The 23,034-nt window shown below is 70.1% G+C and carries 19 protein-coding genes and 1 pseudogene; 11 read left to right on the plus strand and 9 right to left on the minus strand.

Going from position 1 to position 23,034, the window contains the following annotated elements; genetic code table 11:
* Positions 1 to 16: 16 nt before the first annotated feature.
* On the minus strand, positions 17 to 913 hold the full coding sequence (locus tag ACQP26_RS12380; protein WP_210890708.1) for an ABC transporter ATP-binding protein: 897 nt from the start codon (positions 911 to 913) through the stop codon (positions 17 to 19).
* 341 nt (positions 914 to 1,254) lie between these two features.
* Between ACQP26_RS12380 and ACQP26_RS12385 the strand changes: the two genes are divergently transcribed.
* Positions 1,255 to 3,990, plus strand: a complete 2,736-nt coding sequence (locus ACQP26_RS12385) for an AAA family ATPase (RefSeq protein ID WP_433495780.1) — start codon at positions 1,255 to 1,257, stop codon at positions 3,988 to 3,990.
* On the opposite strand, the gene ACQP26_RS12390 is transcribed toward ACQP26_RS12385, so the two are convergent.
* A complete protein-coding gene (locus tag ACQP26_RS12390) occupies positions 3,968 to 4,756 on the minus strand; it encodes a hypothetical protein (RefSeq protein ID WP_433495781.1) in 789 nt (262 codons plus the stop codon). The two genes, ACQP26_RS12385 and ACQP26_RS12390, sit on opposite strands and share 23 nt — an antisense overlap.
* A gap of 581 nt (positions 4,757 to 5,337) precedes the next feature.
* On the opposite strand from ACQP26_RS12390, the gene ACQP26_RS12395 reads away from it, so the two are divergent.
* From ACQP26_RS12395 to ACQP26_RS12405, 3 genes are all read left to right on the plus strand, one after another.
* On the plus strand, positions 5,338 to 6,354 hold the full coding sequence (locus ACQP26_RS12395; protein WP_433495782.1) for a protein kinase domain-containing protein: 1,017 nt from the start codon (positions 5,338 to 5,340) through the stop codon (positions 6,352 to 6,354).
* A 153-nt stretch (positions 6,355 to 6,507) separates the two neighbouring features.
* On the plus strand, positions 6,508 to 7,083 hold the full coding sequence (locus ACQP26_RS12400; RefSeq protein WP_208576637.1) for a hypothetical protein: 576 nt from the start codon (positions 6,508 to 6,510) through the stop codon (positions 7,081 to 7,083).
* Between the two features lie 3 nt (positions 7,084 to 7,086).
* Positions 7,087 to 8,031: a lysostaphin resistance A-like protein gene (locus ACQP26_RS12405; protein ID WP_433495783.1), complete on the plus strand. Its 945-nt coding sequence runs from the start codon at positions 7,087 to 7,089 to the stop codon at positions 8,029 to 8,031.
* 226 nt (positions 8,032 to 8,257) lie between these two features.
* On the opposite strand, the gene tuf is transcribed toward ACQP26_RS12405, so the two are convergent.
* The 6 genes and pseudogenes from tuf to ACQP26_RS12435 all read right to left on the minus strand — a co-directional run bounded on the left by tuf (position 8,258) and on the right by ACQP26_RS12435 (position 14,765).
* Positions 8,258 to 9,445, minus strand: coding sequence for an elongation factor Tu (tuf, locus tag ACQP26_RS12410; RefSeq protein ID WP_433495784.1), 1,188 nt, complete (start codon positions 9,443 to 9,445; stop codon positions 8,258 to 8,260).
* 313 nt (positions 9,446 to 9,758) lie between these two features.
* Positions 9,759 to 10,259 (minus strand): annotated as a pseudogene (locus ACQP26_RS12415) (sigma-70 family RNA polymerase sigma factor); the annotation flags it as partial.
* Positions 10,260 to 10,333: 74 nt separating this feature from the next.
* Entirely contained in the window at positions 10,334 to 10,762 is a 429-nt protein-coding gene (locus ACQP26_RS12420; RefSeq protein WP_433495785.1) for a GNAT family N-acetyltransferase, read from the minus strand.
* 710 nt (positions 10,763 to 11,472) lie between these two features.
* Positions 11,473 to 12,618 carry a winged helix DNA-binding domain-containing protein gene (locus ACQP26_RS12425; protein ID WP_433495786.1) on the minus strand — a complete coding sequence of 382 codons (1,146 nt, stop codon included), beginning with the start codon at positions 12,616 to 12,618 and terminating at the stop codon, positions 11,473 to 11,475.
* Between the two features lie 57 nt (positions 12,619 to 12,675).
* Complete coding sequence (locus ACQP26_RS12430) at positions 12,676 to 13,518, minus strand: NAD(P)H-binding protein (protein ID WP_433495787.1); 843 nt, start codon at positions 13,516 to 13,518, stop codon at positions 12,676 to 12,678.
* A gap of 62 nt (positions 13,519 to 13,580) precedes the next feature.
* A complete protein-coding gene (locus tag ACQP26_RS12435; RefSeq protein WP_350816846.1) occupies positions 13,581 to 14,765 on the minus strand; it encodes an epoxide hydrolase family protein in 1,185 nt (394 codons plus the stop codon).
* 63 nt (positions 14,766 to 14,828) lie between these two features.
* Here ACQP26_RS12435 and ACQP26_RS12440 point away from each other — a divergent pair, with 63 nt between their 5' ends.
* On the plus strand, positions 14,829 to 15,806 hold the full coding sequence (locus tag ACQP26_RS12440; protein ID WP_433495788.1) for a helix-turn-helix transcriptional regulator: 978 nt from the start codon (positions 14,829 to 14,831) through the stop codon (positions 15,804 to 15,806).
* A 618-nt stretch (positions 15,807 to 16,424) separates the two neighbouring features.
* Complete coding sequence (locus ACQP26_RS12445; RefSeq protein ID WP_433495789.1) at positions 16,425 to 16,736, plus strand: hypothetical protein; 312 nt, start codon at positions 16,425 to 16,427, stop codon at positions 16,734 to 16,736.
* A gap of 73 nt (positions 16,737 to 16,809) precedes the next feature.
* Here ACQP26_RS12445 and ACQP26_RS12450 read toward each other — a convergent pair whose 3' ends face one another.
* Entirely contained in the window at positions 16,810 to 17,475 is a 666-nt protein-coding gene (locus ACQP26_RS12450) for a TetR/AcrR family transcriptional regulator (RefSeq protein WP_433495790.1), read from the minus strand.
* A gap of 90 nt (positions 17,476 to 17,565) precedes the next feature.
* Between ACQP26_RS12450 and ACQP26_RS12455 the strand changes: the two genes are divergently transcribed.
* Genes ACQP26_RS12455 through ACQP26_RS12475 form a run of 5 tightly spaced genes read left to right on the plus strand, consistent with a single transcriptional unit; the run spans position 17,566 to position 22,694 of the window.
* The gene (locus ACQP26_RS12455) at positions 17,566 to 18,714 is read left to right on the plus strand and encodes an acyl-CoA dehydrogenase family protein (RefSeq protein ID WP_433495791.1); all 1,149 of its coding nucleotides are present in this window, start codon (positions 17,566 to 17,568) and stop codon (positions 18,712 to 18,714) included.
* 14 nt (positions 18,715 to 18,728) lie between these two features.
* On the plus strand, positions 18,729 to 19,487 hold the full coding sequence (locus ACQP26_RS12460; protein WP_433495792.1) for an SDR family NAD(P)-dependent oxidoreductase: 759 nt from the start codon (positions 18,729 to 18,731) through the stop codon (positions 19,485 to 19,487).
* Positions 19,488 to 19,519: 32 nt separating this feature from the next.
* Positions 19,520 to 20,692, plus strand: a complete 1,173-nt coding sequence (locus ACQP26_RS12465) for an acyl-CoA dehydrogenase family protein (protein ID WP_433495793.1) — start codon at positions 19,520 to 19,522, stop codon at positions 20,690 to 20,692.
* On the plus strand, positions 20,689 to 21,153 hold the full coding sequence (locus ACQP26_RS12470; RefSeq protein ID WP_433495794.1) for a MaoC family dehydratase: 465 nt from the start codon (positions 20,689 to 20,691) through the stop codon (positions 21,151 to 21,153). The genes ACQP26_RS12465 and ACQP26_RS12470 overlap by 4 nt, the downstream gene beginning before the upstream one ends.
* Positions 21,150 to 22,694 (plus strand): long-chain-fatty-acid--CoA ligase, encoded by a 1,545-nt coding sequence (locus ACQP26_RS12475; RefSeq protein WP_433495795.1) that lies wholly within the window; start codon positions 21,150 to 21,152, stop codon positions 22,692 to 22,694. Before ACQP26_RS12470 ends, ACQP26_RS12475 begins: the two co-directional genes overlap by 4 nt.
* Positions 22,695 to 23,034: the final 340 nt, after the last annotated feature.

A 23,034-nucleotide genomic window follows, 5' to 3' on the forward strand; every position in this document is an offset into this window, starting at 1 on the left:
GGGCAATCCTTCGAGGTCAGGAGGGTACGGACTCGGTGCCGACGGCGCGGAAGACATCGTCCAGCCGCGTCGGTGCGGCGGACAGTCCCGCCAGCTCGACCATGTGAACGTCCGCCCAGTCGAGCAGCGTCTTGAGGTCCCGCTGAAGGTCGAACGTGTCGATCGTGTAGGAACCGTCGGCCGTCGGAGCGGGTCGCAGCGGCAGCGCCGGGGCACCGGGTGGCAGCGAGAACCGGATGGATGCCGGCAGGGTCTGAGTCAGCTCGGGCAGCGTGCCCTGACGGCGGAAAACGCCCTGGTGCATCAGGCCGATGCGGTCGGCCCGCTGCTGCGCCTCCTCCAGGTAGTGCGTGGTGAGCACGACCGTGGCGCCGTCCTCGCGTAACTGCCGAACGGTCTCCCACAGGGCGTCCCGTGACTGGATGTCCAGCCCGGTGGTGGGTTCGTCCAGGATGATCAGCTCCGGCCGCCCGTACACGGCGGTGGCGAAGTCCAATCGCCGCTTCTCTCCGCCGGAAAGCTGCGCCACCCGGGTGTCGGCCCGGTGGGCGAGATCGACCAGATCGAGCACCCTCGCCACGGTGTCCTGACGTTCGGAGAGCCGGCCGATCAGCCGGACCGACTCGGCAACGGTGAGGTCGCCGGCGAAGCCGCTCTCCTGCAGCATGATCCCCATCCTGGGACGTACCGCGCGCCGGTCGGTGGGACTCCTGCCGAAGACACGCACCGTGCCCGCCGACACGGTCCGGTGGCCCTCGATGACCTCGAGGGTCGAGGTCTTGCCGGCTCCGTTGGTGCCGAGGAGTGCGTAGAGCTCCCCGCGGGCGACCTGGAACGAGAGGTCCTTGACGGCGTGGAACTCGCCGTAGGTGACATTCAGTTGGTCGACTTCGATGACTGGGTTGACGGGCATCTCGGATCCTTTCGTCTTCGGCACAAGACTTCCGTCACTGGCGGCGCCATCGCATCGGTGTGAACGCCTTAGCTCGCACCGTCAGCTCACCGTGTCGGGCGCGAGCTGGTCGCTGGCGGTGCGAGTAGCAGGCGAGGGGCGGCCGGTACGCGGTTGACCAGCGATGAAAGCCGTGGGCCTGGGGCCCGCCTCGACTTGCGGCATCCGCTTCGTCAGCCGCTCCGTGTGAAGATCACGGGCTTGCTACGGCGGTCAAGATCAGAAAGTATTGCGGTTCGCGTCGGTGAGAACTACCTAACTCCGGCCCGACGGACCTCAACCAGCCTCGGATGGGAGCGGAATTGACCGACCTTCTCGGCCGGCGCGCGGAGCGCATCGCCATCGAACACCTGCTCGCCCAGGTTCAAGCTGGACGCAGCGGGAAGCTGGTGGTGCGCGGGGAAGCTGGCATCGGGAAGACCGCGATCCTGGAGTACACCCGTGGCGTCGCGGTCGGATCGGGGTTCCGGGTGGAGCACTCGGTCGGAGTGGAGTCCGAGGAGCTGTTCGCGTTCGCCGGTCTGCATCAGCTGTGCAGGCCGCTGCTGGACCGCGCGGCTCCGCTGCCCGAGCCGCAGCAGGCCGCCCTCGGCGTGGCGTTCGGCCTACGCGACGGGCCTGCGCCGGACCGGTTCCTGGTCGGGCTGGCCACCCTCAACCTGCTGGCCGAGGTCGCCGAGGACGGGCCGCTGTTGTGCCTCGTCGACGATGCGCAATGGCTGGACGAGGCTTCCGGGCAGGTGCTGGCGTTCGTGGCACGTCGGTTGGCAGCCGAGCAGGTGGCGCTGGTGTTCGCGCTACGCGACGCCAGCACCAGTCACCCATTCTCCGGATTGCCTGAGCTGAGCCTGGGCGGACTCGGTGAGCCCGACGCCCGGATGCTGCTGACGGCCGCGGTCCGCGCACCGCTGGACGGCCGGGTACGCGATCGGATCGTCGCCGAAGCGCGCGGCAACCCGCTGGCGCTGCTGGAACTCCCCCGCAGTACGCGGCCCACCCAGCTGGCCGGCGGGTTCGAGCTGCCCAACACCCTCAGCGTCCCGTTTCGCGTCGAGGACGAATTCCGGCGCCGCTCCGACGACCTGCCCCCCGACACCCAACTGCTACTGCTGGTCGCCGCCGCCGAGCCGACCGGCGACGTGACACTGCTGTGGCGTGCCGCCGCCGAGCTGAGGATCGCCCGCGAGGCGGCCGCACCCGCAGAAGCCGCCGGACTGCTCGAGATCGATACCAGGGTGCGGTTCTGTCATCCGTTGGCGCGTTCGGCGGTCTACCGGGCCACCACGCCGCCCGACCACCGCCGCGCCCACGGCGCCCTAGCCGCCGCCATCGACCCGCAGACCAACCCGGACCGGCGCGCCTGGCACCGCGCACAAGCGGTCCTGGGCACCGACGAGGAAGCCGCCGCGGAGCTGGAGCGCTCGGCGGACCGGGCGCGGGCCCGTGGCGGGCTGGCCGCCGCAGCCGCATTCCTGCAGCGCGCGGCAGCCCTCACCCCCGATCACGCCACCCGTGCTCGGCGGATGCTGGGAGCCGCCCGCGCCAAGCACGAGGCCGGCGCGTCCGACAGCGCGCTGGACCTGCTCACGACGGCACCGCTCGAGCCGCTGGATTCCCTGCAACGCGCGCATCTCGACCTATTGCGAGCCCAGATCGCCTTCCACCTGACCCGAGGCACCGAGGTGCCGGGCATGCTGATGGATGCCGCCAAGGCACTCGCCCCGTTAGACGCTGCGCTGTCCCGCGAGACCTACCTACATGCGCTGGATGCGGCGATCATCAACGGAGGGGGTGACGCGGCGCGCATCGCCGAAGCGGCCTTGGCCGCCCCCGCACCCGGGACGCCGACGCGACCGGTGGACCTGCTCCTCGACGGGCTCACGACGACCTTGAGCAAGGGCTCTGCGGCGGGAGTGCCAGGTCTACGGCTCGCGTTGGAAGCGTTCCGCGACGGCCCGCAGGCGGAATCTGTGCAGTGCAGCCAGAGCGACCGGTGGCTGTGGCTGGCCGCCCGCAACGCCGTGGCGATCCTCGACGACGAGCTGCTCCATGTGCTGGCCAGCCGCAACGTCCAGCTCGCTCGTGAGGCCGGCGCGCTGGCGACGCTCCCCGCCGCACTGAACTTCCTGTCCATCACATCGGTCCTGACGGGCGATCTCGCCCGCGCCGACGAGCTGGCCACCGAGGCCACGGTGATCACACAGGCCACCGGGGGCGTGCCGTTGCGCCATGCTCGCGTCATTCTCCACGCCTGGCGTGGTGACCAAGCCGAGACCACCGCGCTCGACGCCACCGTCGCCAGCGATGACACCTACCCCGACGAGGGCGCGGAGGTCTCCCTGGCTCAGTACGCGATGGCAGTGCTCCACAACGGGTTGGGCAACTACTCGGTCGCGCAGGAAGCGGCGACGAGGGCGTGCAGGTCTGACGAACAGTCGATCAGCAGCGCGTGCCTACCCGAGCTCATCGAGGCTTCCGTCCGGGCCGGCGAGCCGGCACGAGCAGCGCTCGCACTAGAGCAGTTCACCTCACTCGCAGTTGCGTGCGGCACCTCGTGGGCGCTGGGCCTGGCCGCGCGCTCACGAGCGCTGACCAGCGCAGGGCCTGATGCCGAGGAGTACTACCGCGAAGCGATCGAACGGCTCGGAAAGTCCCGGATGGCCGGCGACGCGGCTCGTGCTCGGCTCGTCTACGGCGAGTGGCTGCGCCGCGAAGGGCGGCGCCAGGACGCGCGCGACCAACTCCACACCGCCCATCAACTGCTGTCGGACATGGGCGCGGGCGCATTCGCCGAGCGGGCCGCCCGCGAACTCCGCGCCACCGGCGAACACCCACGAAAGCGCACCGCCCACCCGACCGACGCCCTCACCCCACACGAGGTGCACATCGCCCGGCTGGTAGCCACCGGGGCGACCTCCCGGGAGATCGGCGCACAACTGTTCCTCAGTCCCCGCACCATCGAAGCCCACCTGCGCAACATCTTCCGCAAACTCGGCATCACCTCCCGCCGGCAACTCAAAGATGTGCGGCTGCCCTGAGCGGGCCGTCGCTGTCTGGTGTCAGGTGGAACCCGATCTGGGCGCGGAGCAGTTCCAGGCGGGCGCGTGGCAGAGGGTCCAGCGGCCCGACAGCCGCGACCGCCAGCAGCTCAAGGGGGGCCTCGGGCGCACCGGACTCGTGCTTGGCGTGTGCGCCCGCAAGAGCCCGCCTCGCGCGGGCGCCGGGCTCAGGGGACAGCTCGGCTGCACGCTGCAGGAACGCGGCCGCGGCGGCCAGGCCCCCGCAGGCACGCGCCCGCTCGGCCGAGCGCTCCAACCCTTCAGCTACCTCTTCGTCAGCTCCGAGCACCGACTGTGCGCGGTGCCAGGCACGGCGATCAGGGTCGGCCTGTGGGTCGGTTGCTTCGGCCAGCGCGCCGTGGGCGCGGCGACGGTCCGGGAGGGTGGCCGCCTGGTACACGGCGGACCGCACCAGCGGGTGACGGAACCGTACCCGGACGTCGATCTCCAGCAGCCCGGCGACCTCCGCGGGTGTCGTAGCCTCGCGAGCCAGGCCCAGGTGCGCGGCCGCACGCCACAGCAGGGCCACGTCGCCTGTCGGCTCGGGCGCGGCGGCCAGCAGCAGCTGCGTCTGCGGGGGCAGGCTCGCTGACCGGCGTCGGAAGCTCTCCTCCAAGCGCCGCGGGACGCTCAGCGCGTCGGGCAGCTCGAACCCGCCGGCCCAGTACGGCGACCGTATGTTGCGGGGCAGCTCCAGCAGCGCCAACGGGTTGCCGCCCGCTTCGGCGAGGATTCGTTCGCGCACGCCGTCGTCCAGCGGTGTGCGTACCGCAGCGTTGAGCAGTACCCGGGCATCGGACGTGCCGAGCCGCTCCAGGCCCAGCTCTGGTAACCCCGGCGAACGAAAGGCGGTCGCCGTCGTCGGAGTCGCGTACCCCGAACAGGAGGGCCAACCTTTTGGCCCCCACCCGTCGGGCCACGAAGGCCAGGACCTGCGCCGAAGCCCCATCCAGCCACTGCGCGTCGTCGACGAGACACAGCAGCGGTTGTTCTTCGGCGACCTCGGCCAGCAGTTGTGCCTTCCGTCAACGCGCCAGATGTAAGTAGCCGACACCGTAGTCGTCCCTGATGCGAAGTGCGGAAGCTGCAAGTTAGCACCTGCCACCTCAGTGGTTCTCGGTGGCGCTGGGACGTGAGGACCTACGTGGTTGTGACCGACGCGAGGGCTCGGCCTCCGGTGCGAGCCTGATGACGTCGCCAGGATCGGGCATCCGGACCCCGGCGTACCCGGGGTTGATGGACTCCGGAACCCGTGGCGGGCGTCTGAAGACCAGACGTCGAACCCGTTCCCGGTACGCACCGACAACGAGAAAGTTGGGAGGACCCATGAGTACGGATCGTGTGCTTGGCGGACGCTATGAGCTCTGCGACGTCCTGGGCAGGGGCGGCATGGCCGTTGTTCACCTGGCTCGTGACATCCGGCTCAAGCGCTGGGTCGCGGTCAAGGTGCTCCGCGCAGAGCTAGCCCGCGATCCGCTGTTCCGGTCCCGGTTCCGGCGGGAAGCACAGGCCGTCGCCCGCCTCAACCACCCCGGCATCGTCGCCGTTCATGACGTCGGACATGAGAACGTCGAAGGCAGCCGGGCGGACGAGCCGACCGTTCCGTTCATCGTCATGGAGCACGTCGCCGGCCAGTCGCTGGGGGCCCGACTCCGCGAGGGCGCGCTCACGCTGGAGGAGTCGATCCAGCATCAGATAGCGGTCCTGTCGGCACTCGAGTTCAGCCATCGTGCAGGCGTTGTCCATCGCGACATCAAGCCCGCCAACGTCATGGTCACTCCCGACGGTGCAATCAAGGTCGTGGACTTCGGCATCGCGCGTGTCGAGGGTGGTGCCGCCCCAGCAACGCAGACCCACGAACTCCTCGGAACCGCCCAGTACCTCTCTCCCGAACAGGTGCGCGGTGAGGTCGCCGACGCGCGCAGTGACCTGTACTCCGCGGGCTGCCTGCTCTACGAGTTGCTGACCGGGCGGCCGCCCTTCACCGGTGACAACCCGGTTGCCGTCGCCTATCAGCACGTGCACCAGGAGCCCTCGCGAGCCAGTGCCTACCGCACCGAGGTGACTCCGGCGCTTGACGCGGTGCTCCTCACGGCGCTCGCCAAGGACCGAAAGGATCGGTTCCAGAGCGCCCGATCGTTCAGGGAAGCGCTCCAATCCGCGGCGAAGGGCCTGGTCCGTGCGGACGAGCGCACCGACATGGACGCGTTGGACAACGCGAATCCGATCCACCCGCCGTGGCGCACTGCGCTGACATCGACGATCTCCACCGCATCGCCATCGGACCACTCGCCTCGTCGACCCGCCCATGACAAGGACATGGCCACCACACGATCCACCTAGGCAACGGTCCGCACTGGCTCACCACCTCTGGCCGCTCTGGACGCACGCCGGCGAGGTCAACGCCACCTGCGCGCCTTTCGTAACTCCCTCGACGGCGAGGACTGCCGCGCCGCCATTTGACGCACTCACATCACATGAAGGTGAGGACCAGACATGAGTCCAATCGAGCAGCTCATCAGCAATTTCCAGGAGCTCGTCGCCCAAGTGCCCGGGATCGTCCAGCCGTTCATCGTCATGCTGGCGGGCGCGATCCCGTTTGTCGATGGTGAGGGAGCGGCCATCATCGGCATTGCCGGTGGTCTCCATCCGATTGTCGCAGGCGTCGCAGCCGCCGTAGGGAACTTTTTGTGCGTGCTGCTGGTCGTCGCGGTCACCTCACGCGCCAGGACGACCATCGTCGATCGCCGAGACAGCCTGGTCGGGGTGGGCGGAGGCGCAGGAGCGCGATCGAGCGCCCTCCGGGAGACGTACCAGGAGACGGCAGCCACGAAGCCGGAGTCGAAGGGGCGTCGGCGCTTCAACAGATGGCTCGTCCGTTTTGGCGTCCCCGGTGCGAGCATCCTCGGTCCTCTCGCCATTCCGACCCAGATCACGTCGGCGATCCTCGTGGGCGGCGGAACTCCACGCCGGTGGGTCCTGCTCTGGCAGGCCATCTCCATCGTCATCTGGACGACGGTTGGCACCGTCGCGGCGTGGGCCGCGCTCACCTTCGTCGTCGAGGTGCCGTGAGCCATGACTGAGCAAACGCACACCGTTCCGCCCGGTGTCGAGTACCACAGGGTGCTGGCCGGGGAGAGACGTCGTATCGGTCGTGGGATTCTCGCGATCGTGCTTCTGATCGGCGGGATGACGCTGTCCGGCGTCGCACTCAGCCTGATGGCGGCGTTCGTGGATGCCGCCGTCGACACCGACGGCCGCACTGAGTGGACGCCTCTGATGCACACCGCCGGCATGGTTTCCGTCGCACTGATCATCCCGTGGAGCATGCTCATCCAGCGGTGGCTCTACGGCGTGAGAGGCCCGTCGCTGCACTCGGTGATCTCGCGGTTCCGGTTCGACGTCTTCGGGCGCGCGCTGCTTCTGATCACCCCCGCGTGGGTTGCCGTCATGGCGTTCCACTACTGGGTGCCGTTGCCGCAGACCGAATGGAGTTACACCGACGTCCTGTGGATACTCCTCGCCACGCTCCTGCTCACGCCCCTGCAGGCCGCGGGTGAGGAATACGGGTTCCGTGGGCTCATCTTCCGCGTCGCCGGTGGCTGGACGCGCGGAGCGCGGGCGGGCCTCGCCGTCGGTGTGCTGGTTTCCAGCGTCGCCTTCGCGGTCGTCCACCTGTCGACCGACATCTGGCTGAATCTCTGGTACCTGATCTTCGGCATCGGGCTCACGCTCATCACCTGGCGCAGCGGGGGTATCGAGATCGCAGTGGTGCTACACGCGGGGTACAACACCCTGTCCTTCGTGTTCGATGCTGCGCTGCGCACCGATATCGCCAAAGTCGTGACGGATCGCGCAGCGGGCGCCGCGACGATCGGGGTCCTCGTTCCCAGCGCGGTTGTCGTCATCACCGCCTTGGTGGTCTGGGTGCGCACCCGGCGCAGCGGCCCCACGCGAACACCGCCCTCGGCGGCCGTTCGATCCGCGTCCGCGCTCTCGAGGGCCGCAGCTCGCGGGTAGCCGAAGATGGCCCTCGTGACGTTCTCGTGGGAGGGTTTCGACCCTGATCAACAGCGCACGCCGTACCCCGTCCAGGTTTCCGAGTTGCGGGGGACACGGAAACCGAAGGTCGGGGTACGGCGTGCGGAGTGCCACGGAGTCGGTCCTACGGAGGGCTCGGCCAGCGCACCTGAGCAAGGCCGTACGTGGCAGGGCCCCTTGCCGGCAAGGGGCCCTGCCACGTAGCTCAGTCGAGTAGTTCGGTCACGGTGCCGGCGGCCACGGTACGGCCGCCCTCCCGGACGGCGAAGCCGAGCCCGACATCCATCGCGATCGGCCTGCCAAGCTCCACCGACAGGTCGACGGTGTCACCGGGCAGGACCATCGTCAGATCACCGAGGTCTACCGACCCGACCACGTCGGTGGTGCGGAAGTAGAACTGCGGCCGGTAGTTGGCGAGAAACGGCGTGTGGCGCCCGCCCTCGGCGGTGGTCAGCGCATAGAGCCTGGCCCGGAACCGCTGGTGCGGCGTGACGCTGCCCGGCAGTGCTACCACCTGGCCCCGCTGCACCTGGTCGCGCTTGACCCCGCGCAGCAGCACGGCGGCGTTGTCCCCGGCCTCGGCGGTCGCCAGCGACTTGCCGAACGTTTCCAGCCCGGTTGCCACAGTGGACAGCGTAGGGCTGAGACCGACCACCTCGACCGGGTCGCCGACACGGAGCACGCCACGCTCGACAGCGCCGGTCACCACCGTCCCCCGTCCGGAGATCGTCAGCACGTTCTCGATCGGCATGAGGAACGGCTCGCCGAGTTCGCGGGGTGGCACCGGGACGTACCGGTCGACCGCGTCGAGCAGCTCCATGACGGAGGAAACCCAGCGTGGGTCGCCCTCGAGGGCCCGCAGCGCTGACACCCGTACGACGGGCACCTCGTCGCCGGGGAACCCGTACTCGGACACCAACTCCCGTATCTCGAGTTCAACCAGGTCGAGAAGTTCCGGGTCTTCGACGGCGTCGGCCTTGTTCATCGCCACCACCAGGTAGGGCACGCCGACCCGCTGAGCGAGCAGCACGTGCTCGCGGGTCTGCGGCATCGCCCCGTCAAGCGCGGAGACAACCAGGATCGCGCCATCGACCTGCGCCACTCCCGTGATCATGTTCTTGACGAAGTCGGCGTGGCCGGGCATGTCCACATGGGCGTAGTGCCGGGTCTCGGTCTCGTACTCGACATGGGCGATGTTGATGGTGATGCCGCGCGCCGCTTCCTCCGGCGCCCGGTCGATGCCGTCGAAGGACACGAACCGGTTGACGGCGGGGTCGCGGTCGGCGAGGACCTTGGTGATGGCGGCCGTCAGGGTCGTCTTGCCGTGGTCGACGTGACCCATCGTGCCGATGTTGAGGTGCGGCTTCGCGCGCACGAATTGGCTCTTGGCCATGATGAGCTCCACATTGGAGACGATTTGGCGGACGACGAACGCGGGCGGATGCCACTCCGCGAAGAACCGCGCCAGAACCGCATGTCACGGCGCGCTCACCAGCGCGCCGGATCACCGGGCCACCCTCCTCCGTGGTTCTGCCGGAGCGGGAGGAGGGTCAGCCTCGGGTATCAGCCAGCCATGCGCACACGTCGGCGGCAGCCGGCAGGTGGAAACCTGCGGGCCGCACAGAGCCGATGGTGCCGAACATGGCGATCACGCTAGCTCTGAACCTCTGGAGGGGCGACTGATATTCCCGGCCCGTCCCCAGCACCTAGTACGTGCCGTCCAACTGCCCGCGCAGCTTGGTCAGCGCCCGGGCCAGCAGCCGGGACACGTGCGGCTGGGGCACGCCGATCTGCTCGGCGATCTGCGACTGGGTCAGGTTGCCGTAGAAGCGTAGGGTGAGGATCCGCTGCTCGCATTCGGTGAGCGTGGCCAGCGCAGGGCCCAAGGCGACCCGCAGTTCGGACAGCTCGAACTCGCTGTCCGCACCGCTGAGCATGTCATCCGACTCGGTGGCCCGGTCGCCGTGGCCGGTTGAGGTGGACACCGCGTCGTACGCGCGGGCGCCCTCCAGGCCCTCCAGGACCTCCTCCTCGGTGATGCTGAGGTGGACGGCGACGTCGGCCACCGTCGGCGAACGGCCCAGGGCCTGCAGCAGTGAACTGTTGGCGTCGAAGATGGCCAGCCGCAACTCCTGGAGACGGCACGGCGTCTGGACGTCCCAGGTGCGGTCGCGGAGATGCCGCTTGGGCTCCCCGATGGCGACCGGGTCGGTGGGCGGGCGCGGGTCGGGCTTCCGGGCGGCACACGGTCTGGTCCGCTGCTCGCTGATCGTGTGCGCGGTCATTGGTGATCCTCTCTGAACGCTCGTAGCGGAGAAGAGACGCGGGACTTCGTGGCGCGCCTGACGAGCGCCATGTCGGTAGGTGTCGGCGCACGGAACTTGCCCCCATCCGCGACGAACTCGGCACCATGCCTTCGTAGATGGCCAGCGAACAGCGGGCACACCGGAACGACTGTGACACCCGTGCGAATGCTGTCCGCGAGCACTTCGCGGACCAGCAGCCCGGCCAGGCCCCGTCCAAGGAACTTTTGGTCTACTTCGGTGTGAAAAACGACTCTCTCACCATCCACCCCGGGAGAGTCGACGAAGTCGGCCCGACCGAGCGGTGATCCCTCGGCGAGGCTGATGGTGTAGGTGCCGATCGGGAGGGTTTGATTGAGCCTTACCGTTACGAGTGCTCCGGTTCTGTCATGGATTTGTCGAATCATTCGGCGTCCTTTCCAGATATTGATGGCGTCCGTGCTGGCCGCTCCCCGGCCACGATGCGTCGACGATCTGCTCGGTAGCCGAGCCTCCGTGCGGAAGGACGCACCGCGCTCCGGTCTGTGGGGCTCCTGCCGAACACGCGCACCGTGCCTACCGACGCCGTCCGGTGGCCCTCGATGACCGCCGGCGTGGAGGAGGCGTTGACGGCGCGGAGCTCGCTGTAGGCGAGCTTCGGTTCGTCGACTTCGATGGCACATCGGATGGGCATCGCGGATCCTTTCGTCTCGACACAAGGCTTCCGCCACTGGCGGCACCTCGGCATCGGTAAAAGCCCCTTAGCTGGCACCGTCAGCGCACTCGGTTGCAAGCGAACTGGTCGCTGTCTGTCCGAGCAGCCGGGTTGGGGGCGGCTGGCGCGCGGTTGACCAGCGGCGAAAGCGGCGTGCTCGAGGTCTGCCTCGACCTGCGGCATGCGAATCGTCAATCCGACGGCGTTGAGGACGCGGCCCTGTAGGGACGGTCAGCATGGTCAGACAACCGGATTCGCATCGGTGACAACCACCTACTCCGACTCACCTCAGGGTGAGAGGGGCAGTGGCTCAGCTCGTGGGCCGCCGTGCAGAGCACGTGACCATCGAACAAAGGTGCCAGCGGCGCAGCCCGCTCGGCTATGAGCGGGCGTCGGTGGAAGGCGCGCATGAGCACGGTTCGATCACTGCTGACCGGTTTCCTCGCCGGTCACCTTGTCCTCGGAGCCGACGGACGGGGCCGTGCCGTCGCGGAGGTCGTGGGCGGCGCCGGGCACGGCGAACTCCAGCAGCCGGGCGCCTTCGGCCTCGATCTCGGCGCGCTCGATGGCGGTCAGCGGCCGGAACGGGTCGATCTCCAGAGTCGCTGACGCCTTGCCTGGATGGAGCTTCCAGGCGCCCGTCACCTGCCCGTCCACGAGGAAGGTGGCGCGCATCCCGTTGCGCGTCATGACCCGTTTGCGGGCCTCCTCTGAGATCACGCGGGTGCGGTCGGTATGGGAGGCCAGGAGGTTGTCGTATTCGGGCAGGAAGCGAACCGGCGCGCGGGCGTCGGCGTCGGGGCGTGGCGCATCCGGGAGGTCGAACAGCTCCACCCCGTGCTCGTCGCGGAAGACCGCCAGCCGTGGCCGCAGCCTCTCCAGGACGGGCCGCAGCCGGGTTCGGCCGGCCCACGTCTGCACGTCGGCGACCGACGCCGGGCCGAACGCGGCGAGGTAGCGCAGCACGATGTGTTCGGAGTCGGCGGCGGAGGCGGGCTCGGCTCCGGTCCAGCAGGCCGCCGTCGCGTACCGGGTGGTGCCGCCGACGCCCCAGACGGCCCGTGGCGGCACCTGCACCAGCGGTACCAGGTTCCGCACCACGGTGGCGAGTGCGCGGGGCTCGCGATCGGGCCACCGCTCGTGCAGCGCCGCGCCGAGTTCCTTGGGGGTGAGGTGTCGTGCGCCGAGCAGTGCCCGGCCCGACTCCGCCACGGCCGCACGGTCCAGACCGGTCAGGATCGTCTTGAACGCGGTGTCCAGCTCACGGTCGAGCGCGGGCTGCGCCCATGGCCGCAACGAGCGGTAGTCCGCCGTGGTGACCAGGTGGACGGTGCTGCGCATCAGCGCGACCCGCACCAGGCGGCGCTTGGTCAGCGCGTCCCTCAGGTCGGCAGTGCCGAACTTCCGCAATCTGCTCCAGAGCCCGATGTAGGGCGCGTAGGGCGCCTGCGCCTGCATGCCGACCAGCCGGGTGACCGCCTCCTCGGCGGTCGCGTCGGCCCGTTCCAGCAGCATCTGACGGGCCAGCAGGGCTCGCCCCAGCTCCCGTCGCCGCAGCACCTGTGCCACCGTGCCGTCCTTTCCATCGTATTGCAGGGGCGGCGGATGCCGCCCCTGCCTCGTCGATCAGCCGCCGAAGTCGGCCCGGTGATCTGCGGCCCACCGAGCGTAGGTACGCGCGGGGTGCCCGGTGATCTGCTCGATGACGTCGTTGACCGGCGCGGGCCTGCCGACCGCCTGCGCCATGAGACCGAACAGCGCCGCCAGGAACTCGGGGTCCATGAACTGGCTCATCTGCTCCAGCACGGGCTCCGGGTCGAGGTCCTCGACGGTGAGCGGGCGCCCCAACGTCTCGCCGAGGATGCGGACCTGCTGCGCCTGGGTCAGCGACTCGGGGCCGGTCAGGTCGTAGGCCTGCCCCGCTTGCCCGCCGCCGGTCAGGATCCGCGCGGCCACCTCGGCGACGTCCCTCTCGTGCGCGGCGCTGAACGCGGCTTCGGCGTACGGCGCGCGAATGACGTCACCGCCCTGGAGCTGCATCGCGAACGTCAACGAGTTGATGGCGGGGAAGAGTAGCCGCAGGAACGTCCACTCGATCCCAGATGCCTCGATGGCCTGCTCGACGTCGCGGTGGTACTGGGCGATTACGTCGGGCTGCCGCTCGGCGCCCGGGACGATCGCCCCCGAGGACAGGAACACCAGCCGCCGCACCCCGGCCCGCCCCGCGGCCGCCAGTAGCGGAGCGACATCCATCCCGTACTGCAGAACCAGGAAGGCGGCTTGGACGCCGGCCAGCGCCGCTGGCAGCGTCTCGGGCTTGGTCAGATCGCCCTGGACGACGCCGACTTCCGCCGGGAGCCCGGCCTGTTCCGGGGTACGGGTCAGCGCCCGTACCGGCGCACCCGCGGCGACCAGCTCTTCTACTGCCTGACGTCCGAACTGAGCCGTGGCACCAAAGACGAGATACATGAGGGTTTCCCTTCGTGTGAAGACTGGGGGTCTGATGGGGTCCGCCTACAACCGGCGGCGGATCAGCGAACCTTGCGGAAGAACTGCTGGATGTCGTGGACGAGCAGATCGGGCGCGTCGTGGGCGGCGAAGTGGCTGCCCCGGTCGTAGACGTTCCAGGAGACGATGTTTTCGTGGTCGCGGTCGGCGAACGTCCGGATCGACTGGTAGTCCCAGGCGAAGTTGGCCAGGCCGAGGGGCACGGTGGTCGGTTTCGGCACGGTGGTGCCCCGGCCGTTCGACTTCTGCTGTACGGGGGCCGCCGCCGCGTCCTCGTAGTAGAACCGGGCGGCTGAGGCGGCTGTGTTGGTCAGCCAGTAGATCATCACGTTCGTGAGCACGTAATCCGGGTCGAGCGAAGCGCCGAGCAGCTGCGCGTTCCAGCCCAGCAGGCCGGCCGGGGAGTCGGCTAGAGCGTGCGCCAGATTCTGCGGCTCGGTGGACTGGAGCTTGTCGTACGCGCCCCGGTTCTGGGTGAACCACTCGGCGAACGCGAGCTTGCCGCGCTCCTCCTCGGAGAGGCCGGCCAGTTCGGCGGGGTCGCCCGACGGGAACGAGAAGACCTGTGTCACGTGCACGCCGCAGACGTGCTCAGGATCGACCCGGCCCACCTCGGGCGAAATCAGCGATCCGCCGTCGTTGCCGGCCGCGCCGTACCGGTCGTAGCCGAGCCGCTGCATCAGCTCGGCCCAGGCCCGGGCCACCCGGTACCGGTCCCAGCCGCGCTCCCGGGTCGACCCGGAGAAGCCGAAACCCGGCACCGACGGAATGACCAGGTGGAACGCGTCCGCCGGGTCGCCGCCGTGCGTTCGTGGCTCGGTGAGCGGGCCGATCACATCCAGCCACTCGACCACCGAGGTCGGCCAACCGTGGGTCAGTATCAGCGGCGTCGCGTCCGGCTCCGGCGACCGCACGTGCAGGAAGTGGATGTTCTGGCCGTCGATCTCGGTGGTGAACTGCGGGTACGCGTTCAGCCTCGCCTCCCAGGCCCGCCAGTCGTACCCGGTGCGCCACCGCTCGACCAGTTGCCTCACGTAGCCCACCGGGACGCCGTACTCCCAACCGGGCGGCACCGGACCAGCCGGCGCCGACTCGTCCGCGGGCAGTTCCTCCGCCCACCGGGTGCGGGCCAGCCGCTGCTGGAGATCGTCGAGCTCAGCCTGGGGGATGTCGATCCGAAACGGTGCGATCGTGCTGTCGTTCGTCATGGTCATCAGCATAGGAGGAAATTAGGCAAGACCCGTTCCTAATAAACTGGCATACTGCGAAGAATGTTGGAAACCGCGGCGCGGCTGCTGCGCCTGCTCTCGCTACTCCAGACACCCCGCGAGTGGACCGGTGCCGAACTGGCCGAACGGCTGTCGGTCAGCACCCGGACCGTTCGCAACGACGTGGACCGCCTGCGGAACCTCGGCTATCCGGTGCACGGCAGCCGGGGCGCGGTGGGCGGCTACCGACTCGGCGCCGGGGCCACGCTGCCGCCGCTGCTGCTCGACGACGAGGAAGCGGTCGCGGTGGCGATCGGGCTGCGCACTGCCGCCGGGGGCACGATCACCGGGGTCGAGGAGACCTCGTTGCGCGCGCTGGCCAAGCTGGAGCAGGTGCTACCGGCGCGACTCCAGCGTCGCGTTGACGCCCTCAAGCGGTACGCCGTCGTGGTGCCGCGGGACGACCTGGGCCCGCGGGTGGACGCGGACAGGCTGAGTGTCCTCGCCGCAGCCTGCCGGGACCACGAGCGCCTGCGATTCGGCTACCGAAGCCACGACGGCTCCGAGAGCCGGCGCGAGGTGGAACCGTACCGGCTGGTCAACTGGGGACGACGGTGGTATCTCGTCGGGTTCGACGTCGAGCGGGCCGACTGGCGAACGTTCCGGGTGGACCGGCTCCACCCACGTACCCCGACGGGCCCCCGATTCATCCCCCGCGATCTCCCCGAGGAAGCCGTCGACCAGGTACGCCGGGGCGTGTCGTCGGCCGCATGGCGGTACCGGGTCCAGGTCGTCGTACACGCACCGGCCGAACAGCTCATCGAGCAAATCAACGCCGCCATCGGCACCATCACCCCGGTCGACGACACCCACTGTCTGCTGGACACCGGCGCGGACAGCATCGAGGCGCTCGCCGTCCACCTCGGCCTGCTCGGCGTCGACTTCACCGTGACGGAACCCGCGGAACTCGTCGAACTCGTGCGTACGCTCGCCGGCCGCTACCACCGCGCCACCACCGAACCGCGTCCGCAGGACACCTAGGCCAGGGCCGCCCGGCACGACCCATCTTCACCATCAAGGTCGCACGGATTACCGCAGACCGACAGGACGATCCGCACACCCGAGGCATGCACTCTTCTCGGCAGAAGCGGACACCGCATCGATGTCGCAGAGCTGCCGGTAGCAACTCACCGTGGTCTCGATCAAGCCGCGTGGGTCGGCATGGTCAGGTTGACTGCGCGGGGGACGTCTCGCCCCTGAGACACCTCGAAATCTCTGGAGAACCACCCGACTTCGACTCGTGCATTAGGTCTCGGCGCGACCGGCCGGCGCAGCGCTGGGTCAGCCGGCGTGCCGGTCCGGCGCTGGGCCACGCTCACCGCCCACTCCGCCGGACCGCCCAGGCCGCACTCCACGTCGGGGCGATCAACGAGTGGCTGTGACCCGCCCAGCCCGTCACGCCGGGTTGATCACCCACACTGGACCAAGATCGCACCCCCCATTTACCCCCCGAAAACCCCTGTCTGGCCGCACAATCAGTGACAATTGGCGATCATCCCATCGGGCCGTCCTCACAGGTCAGCGCCAATTGTCGACAACGAATGACAAGCGCTAGCTCATTACTGTTGGTAACAAGAGGTCGGCGGCGGCTGAGGGCAGGTGCTGATCCAGGTGATGGCCACCCCGTACCTGGTCGAGGCAGCCGCCGGCGCGGGCCGGCGATCGGCCGCCACCGCCGCGCTCGCCGTCTTCGACCAGTGGGCGAGCAGCACCGCCAGCCCGTCCCGGCGGGCGCTCTCCGCGCGCGGCAGCGCCGACGCCGAACGCGGATTCCGCACTGCGCTGCGCCACCGCTGCCTCTTCGTCGTCGGCCGCCGTGCCGGCCGGCACCCTCGCCAGCACCTCCTCGGTCGCCGGGTTGTGCACCGCGATTGTCTGTCCGCAGGAGGGGGCGACCAACGCTCCGTCTAGATGGATGTCGGTTCGTGCGAGATCCACCGCGCCCCTCACGGTGGTCGAAAACTAGCGCTGCAAGCTTCTTAATCTAGTGCCCCGAATCGGCTGGCGGGAGGGGCGGTAGCGGCCCGATGTGCTCCTCGTAGGTGCGGGAGAGCCCATGGATGAGCGCGTCGAGGCCGAGCGCGAAGGCGCCCTCGTCCACCCGTTGCTGATGCTCGGCGAGCCGGTGCGCCTGGGTCAGGTGCGGGTACCGCTCCCCGTACAACCCCGGGTCCTCGACGAAGCCACGGGCGAACGATCCGAGCGCGGAGCCCGCCACGAAGTAGCGCATCAGCGCGCCGATGTGCGTCGCGCGCGCGGGCGGCCAGCCGGCGGCGACGAGCCCGCCGTAGACCGCGTCGGCCATCGCCAGCGCCGCCGGCCGCCGGCCCGGCCCGCGGGCCAGGTACGGCACGATGTTCGGGTGCGCGGCCAGTGCCGCCCGATACGAGTGCCCCCACCGGCGCAGCGCCTCGCGCCAGTCGAGGCGCCCGAAGAAGGAGACGTCCACCTGGGCGGTGACGCTGTCGGCCACCGCGTCGAGAATGTCGTCCTTGGTGGCGAAGTGGTTGTAGAGCGAGGGCCCGCGTACGCCGAGTTCGGCAGCGAGCCGGCGGGTGGAGAACGCCTCCAGCCCGTCCGCGTCGATCAGCGCGGCGGCGGCATCGACGATCCGTTGCCGGCTGAGCAGCGCCTGCCTCGGCCGGGGCATCCGCGCCTCCCTCGCTCACTCGTCGGTCCGCGGCAACTCTGCCACAGCCGGGTCTGGCGTACTTAAACTTGCAGCGCTAGTTTATGCCGCATGGACCTTCAGCTCTCCGCGGAGCAGGCGGCGGTTCGTCAGCTCGCCGCCGAGTTCGTCGACCGTGAGGTGGTTCCGCACGCCGCGGCCTGGGACCGGCGCGAGTCGGTCGACCCGGAGATCGTGGACAAGCTCGGCCGGCTGGGCTTCCTCGGGCTGACCATCCCCGAGGAAGACGGCGGATCCGGCGGCGACCACCTCTCCTACTGCCTGGTGCTGGAGGAGCTCGGCCGGGGCGACTCCGCCGTCCGGGGCATCGTCTCGGTGTCGCTCGGGCTGGTCGCCAAGGCCATCGCCGCGTACGGGTCCGCCGCGCAGCGGGCCGAGTGGCTGCCCCGGCTCTGCGCCGGCACCGCGCTCGGCTGCTTCGCCCTGACCGAACCGGACAGCGGGTCGGACGCGGCCGCGCTGACCACCCGGGCGACCCGCGACGGCGGCGACTGGCTGATCACCGGCGCGAAGACGTTCATCACCAACGGCACCGTGGCCGACGTGATCCTGCTCTTCGCCCGCACCGGCGGACCCGGACACCGGGGCATCAGCGCGTTCCTGGTGCCCACCAACGTCGCCGGGCTCACCCGGAGGGAGATCCACGGCAAGCTCGGGCTGCGCGGGCAGGCAACCGGTGAGCTGCGCTTCGACGCCGTCCGGGTGCCCGACTCGGCGCGCCTCGGCCCGGCCGGCGGCGGTTTCCGGCTGGCCCTGGCCACCCTGGCCAAGGGCCGGATGTCGGTGGCCGCCGGCTGCGTCGGCATCGCCCAGGGCTGCCTCGACGCGGCGGTCGGCTACGCCGGGCAGCGCACCCAGTTCGGCAAGCCGATCGCCGGGCACCAGCTGGTGCAGCAGTTGCTCGCCGCCATCGCCGTGGACACCGCCGCCGCCCGACTGCTGGTGTGGCGGGTGGCCGACCTCGTGGACCGGGGCGAGGCGTTCGCCACCGAGGCCTCGATGGCCAAGCTCTTCGCCAGCGAGGCAGCGGTCCGGGCGGCCAACAACGCCGTCCAGGTCTTCGGCGGGTACGGCTACATCGACGAGTACCCGGTCGGCAAGTACCTGCGCGACGCCCGGGTCGCCACCCTCTACGAGGGCACCAGCCAGATCCAGCAGCTGCTCATCGGGCGCGCGCTCACCGGCGTCAACGCCTTCTAGCAAAGGGGAGAACCGTGACCAGATTCGCCGACCGGGTGGCCGTCGTCACCGGGGCCGGACAGGGCATCGGCGCGGCGACCGCGCACCGGCTGGCCGCCGAGGGCGCCGCCGTCGCCGTGGTCGACCTCGACGAGGAGCGCAGCCGGGCGGTCGCCGACGAGATCACCGCGAACGGCGGCCGGGCCGTCGGCATCGGCTGCGACGTGACCGACCCCGCGGCGGTGGCCGCGATGAGCGACCGGGTGGTGCAGGCGTACGGCGGGTTGCACGTGCTGGTGAACAACGCCGGCATCACCCGCGACGACCTGCTGTTCAAGATGCCCCTGCCACACTGGGAGGCGGTGCTGACCACCAACCTGACCAGCATGTTCCTCTGCTGCCAGGCCGCCCAACAGCACATGGTCGCGGCCCGCTACGGCCGGATCGTCAACCTCAGCAGCCGCTCCGCCCTCGGCAACCGGGGCCAGGTCAACTACGCGGCGGCCAAGGCGGGGGTGCAGGGTCTGACGGCCACCCTCGCCATCGAACTCGGCCCGTACAACGTCACGGTCAACGCCGTCGCCCCGGGCTACGTGGCCACCGCGATGACCGCCGCCACCGCGCAGCGGGTCGGCAGCAGTCCGGAGGAGCATCAGCGGATGGCCGCCGAGCACACCCCGCTGCGCCGGGTCGCCCAGCCGACCGAGATCGCTTCGGTGATCGCCTTTCTGGCCAGCGACGACGCGTCGTACGTCAGCGGACAGACCCTGTACGTCAACGGCGGCGCGCGCTGAGGCGCGCCGGCGGACCAGCACCCGGAGGGGACATGGACTTCGCGCTTTCCGACACCGAGCGGGCGATCCGCGACACCGCCCGCGATTTCATCACCAAGGAGGTCATGCCGCTGGAGCAGGAGCTGCTGCGGCGGGAACGGGCGCACCGGCCCGGACTGGAACACAGCGAGCTGCGCGAGTTGCAGCTCAAGGCGCGCAAGTTCGGGTTCTGGGGGCTGGCCACCCCGGAGGAGTACGGCGGCATGGACCTGCCGGCCGTCACCCAGTCCCTGATCTGGACCGAACTCGGCCGCTCGTTCGTGCCGTTCCGGTTCGGCGGCGAGGCGGACAACATCCTGTTCCACGCCAATGACGAGCAGAAGCGTGAGTACCTGGTCCCGACCATCGAGGGGGAGCGGCGCAGCTGCTTCGCGATCACCGAGCCCGGCGCCGGCTCCGACGCGGCCAACATCAAGCTCAGCGCTCGCCGCGACGGCGACGACTGGATCCTCAACGGCGAGAAGACCTTCATCACCGGCGGTCACGACGCCGACTTCGCCATCGTGATCGCGGTGACCGACCGGGAGAAGGGGGCCCGCCACGGCGGCGCCACCGCGTTCCTGGTGGACCGGTCGATGGGCTGGCGCTCGGAGTTCATCCAGACGATGGGCGAGGGTGGGCCCGCCTCGCTGGTCTTCGACGACGTCCGGGTGCCCGGGCGCAACATCCTCGGCGAGCCCGGGCAGGGCTTCAGCCTCGGCATGGAGTGGATCGGCAAGGGCCGCTACATCATCCCGTCGCACGCCGTCGGCATCGCCGAGCGGGCGTTGTCGATGGCCATCGACTACGCCAACACCCGGGAGACCTTCGGCGCGAAGATCGGCACCAACCAGGCCATCCAGTGGATGATCGCCGACTCGGAGACCGAGCTGGAGGCGGCCCGCTGGCTCATCCTGCGCGCCGCCTGGACCGTCGAGCAGGGCATGGACCCGCGGCACGCCTCCTCGATGGCGAAGCTGTACGGCGCGGGCATGGTCAATCGGGTGGTCGACCGCGTCCTGCAGATCCACGGCGGCATGGGCTACACCCGGGAGCTGCCGATCGAACGCTGGTACCGGCAGGTCCGGCTCTACCGGATCTTCGAGGGCACCGACGAGATGCAGCGACTGATCATCTCCCGCGACCTGCTGCGCGGCTACACGAAGCTGGGAGGGCACCTGGCATGAGGGTCTTCGCGTCCATCGAGGAGTTGGCCGAGGCGACCGGCGAGACCCTGGGCCCCGGCCCCTGGTTCCGGATCGACCAGCAACGGGTCGACCGGTTCGCCGACGCCACCGACGACCGCCAGTGGATCCACATCGATCCGCAACGGGCCGCGGCCGGCCCGTTCGGCGGCACCATCGCGCACGGCTACCTCACGTTGTCCCTGCTGCCGGCGCTGGCCGGTGCCCTTTACCGGATCGAGGGGGTGGCCATGGGGGTCAACTACGGGCTCAACCGGGTGCGCTTCCCGGCCCCGCTCCGGGTCGGCAGCGCGGTCCGCGCCACCGCGACCCTGGCCGAGGTGTCACCCGTGGACGGCGGCGTGCAGGTGGTCACCGCGGCCACCGTGGAGAGCGACGCCGGCGGCAAGCCGGTCTGCGTCGCCGAGACGGTCAGCCGCCTGGTGCGGGGCGTGGCCCGATGACCGCGCTGTCGCTGGCCATGGTGCTGGCCGAGTCCGCCCGCCGGCACGCCGACACCGTCGCGGTGGTCGACGGCGACACCCGCGTGACGTATGCCGAGCTGTGGCTGGAGGCGCGCAGCTACGCCGCCGGGCTGCGCGAGTGGGGGGTCGGCCCCGGCGACAAGGTGGCCCTGCTGGCCCCGAACGTGGTGGACTTCCCCCGGGTCTACTACGGGGCCCTCGCCGCCGGCGCGGTGCTCGTCCCGGTGCACCTGCTGCTGACAGTGGACGAAGCGGCGCACGTGCTGACCGACAGCGGCACGAAGCTGCTGGTGTGCCACAGCTCCCAGCTCGCCCTGGGCGCCGCCGCCGCGGCGGCGGCCGGCGTGCCGCTGGTGACCGTCGGGCCGGCGGTCGCCGGCGCGGTCGCGCCCCGCCTGGAGGAGCTGAGCCACCCGCTGCCACCGCTGCCGTCGTACGTCACCCGGTCGGCGGAAGACCCGGCGGTGGTGCTCTACACCAGCGGCACCACCGGAGTGCCCAAGGGCGCCGTGCTCACCCACCTCAACCTGGTCATGAACGCCACCGTGAACGTCTTCGACGCCAACGACGCGCGCAGGACGGACGTAGTGCTCGGCTGCCTGCCGCTGTTCCACAGCTTCGGCCAGACGGTGGCGATGAACGGCACCTTCCGGATCGGCGCGACGCTGGTGCTGCTGAGCCGGTTCACCGGGCCGGCCGCCATCGACCTGATGCTGCGTGAGGGGGTGGACGTCTTCCACGGCGTGCCCACCATGTACGTGGCGCTGCTCGACGCCGCCCGGGACCGGGACGACCTGCCCCGGCTGCGGCTCTGCGTCTCCGGCGGGGCGTCGCTGCCGGTGGCCGTGCTGGAACGGTTCCACGCCGCCTTCCAGACGACGGTCTTCGAAGGGTACGGGCTCTCCGAGACCTCACCCACCGCCACCACCAACCAGCCGCACTTCGGCACCCGCGCCGGGACCATCGGGCACCCGGTCTGGGGCGTGGAGGTGGAGATCGCCCGCGCGGAGGTGGACGAGCGGATCGAGCTGCTGCCGACCGGAGAGCTCGGCGAGATCGTCATCCGGGGGCACAACGTCTTCGCCGGTTACCTGGGGCGGCCCGAGGCGACCGCGGAGGCGGTGGTGGACGGCTGGTTCCGTAGCGGTGACCTGGGACGCAAGGACGCCGACGGGTTCATCACCATCATCGACCGGAAGAAGGACATGATCATCCGGGGCGGCTTCAACGTCTACCCACGCGAGGTGGAGGAGGTCCTTGCCGGGCACCCGGCGGTCGGCCAGGTGGCGGTGATCGGGGTGCCCGACCCGCGTCACGGCGAGGAGGTCTGCGCGGTGGTGGTGGCGGACCCGGCCGGCCCGGGCCTGCCCGACGAGCAGGAGATGATCGACTGGTCGCGGGAGCATCTGGGCCGGCACAAGTACCCGCGGCAGGTCCGGTACGTCGACGACCTGCCGCTCGGGCCGAGCCACAAGGTGCTCAAGCGGGAACTGCGACGCCGGATGGCCCCGCCCGACTGACCACCGCCCGCCGTCCGCTGCCACCCGGCCAGGCCGCGGCCCTCGTCGCGCTCGCCGCGCGGGGAGGGCCTTGCGGGTGATCGGGCGGTGGTCGCCGAGGGCCGGCACGGAAGGGTGCGGCACCGGGTGCAGGAACGCGATCTCACCGGCGCCGCGGTCGGTGGTCCACACCAGCCGGTCGCCGGCCTTGCGGAGCGCTCGCTGCCGCGCCCGGACGTCCGGGCGCGGCAGCGCGTGGTCGCCACACCTCGACTTCCACGGGTGCCGCCGAGTGACTCCCATGTGCGGGCCTTGCGCTCCTTCAGCGCCTTGCGGGTGCCGATCTCGGGCTAGTGGGCGG

It is taken from the genome of Micromonospora sp. CA-248089, assembly GCF_050948515.1.
Classification (GTDB): Bacteria; Actinomycetota; Actinomycetes; order Mycobacteriales; family Micromonosporaceae; genus Micromonospora.

Coding starts and splice junctions, on each gene's coding strand:
- ACQP26_RS12465 (WP_433495793.1), top strand. CDS start 19,520: ATGGACTTCGCGCTTTCCGACACCGAGCGGGCGATCCGCGACACCGCC.
- ACQP26_RS12470 (WP_433495794.1), top strand. CDS start 20,689: ATGAGGGTCTTCGCGTCCATCGAGGAGTTGGCCGAGGCGACCGGCGAG.
- ACQP26_RS12400 (WP_208576637.1), top strand. CDS start 6,508: ATGAGTCCAATCGAGCAGCTCATCAGCAATTTCCAGGAGCTCGTCGCC.
- tuf (WP_433495784.1), bottom strand. CDS start 9,445: ATGGCCAAGAGCCAATTCGTGCGCGCGAAGCCGCACCTCAACATCGGC.
- ACQP26_RS12455 (WP_433495791.1), top strand. CDS start 17,566: ATGGACCTTCAGCTCTCCGCGGAGCAGGCGGCGGTTCGTCAGCTCGCC.
- ACQP26_RS12435 (WP_350816846.1), bottom strand. CDS start 14,765: ATGACGAACGACAGCACGATCGCACCGTTTCGGATCGACATCCCCCAG.
- ACQP26_RS12475 (WP_433495795.1), top strand. CDS start 21,150: ATGACCGCGCTGTCGCTGGCCATGGTGCTGGCCGAGTCCGCCCGCCGG.
- ACQP26_RS12430 (WP_433495787.1), bottom strand. CDS start 13,518: ATGTATCTCGTCTTTGGTGCCACGGCTCAGTTCGGACGTCAGGCAGTA.
- ACQP26_RS12420 (WP_433495785.1), bottom strand. CDS start 10,762: ATGATTCGACAAATCCATGACAGAACCGGAGCACTCGTAACGGTAAGG.
- ACQP26_RS12405 (WP_433495783.1), top strand. CDS start 7,087: ATGACTGAGCAAACGCACACCGTTCCGCCCGGTGTCGAGTACCACAGG.
- ACQP26_RS12395 (WP_433495782.1), top strand. CDS start 5,338: ATGAGTACGGATCGTGTGCTTGGCGGACGCTATGAGCTCTGCGACGTC.
- ACQP26_RS12440 (WP_433495788.1), top strand. CDS start 14,829: ATGTTGGAAACCGCGGCGCGGCTGCTGCGCCTGCTCTCGCTACTCCAG.
- ACQP26_RS12380 (WP_210890708.1), bottom strand. CDS start 913: ATGCCCGTCAACCCAGTCATCGAAGTCGACCAACTGAATGTCACCTAC.
- ACQP26_RS12450 (WP_433495790.1), bottom strand. CDS start 17,475: ATGCCCCGGCCGAGGCAGGCGCTGCTCAGCCGGCAACGGATCGTCGAT.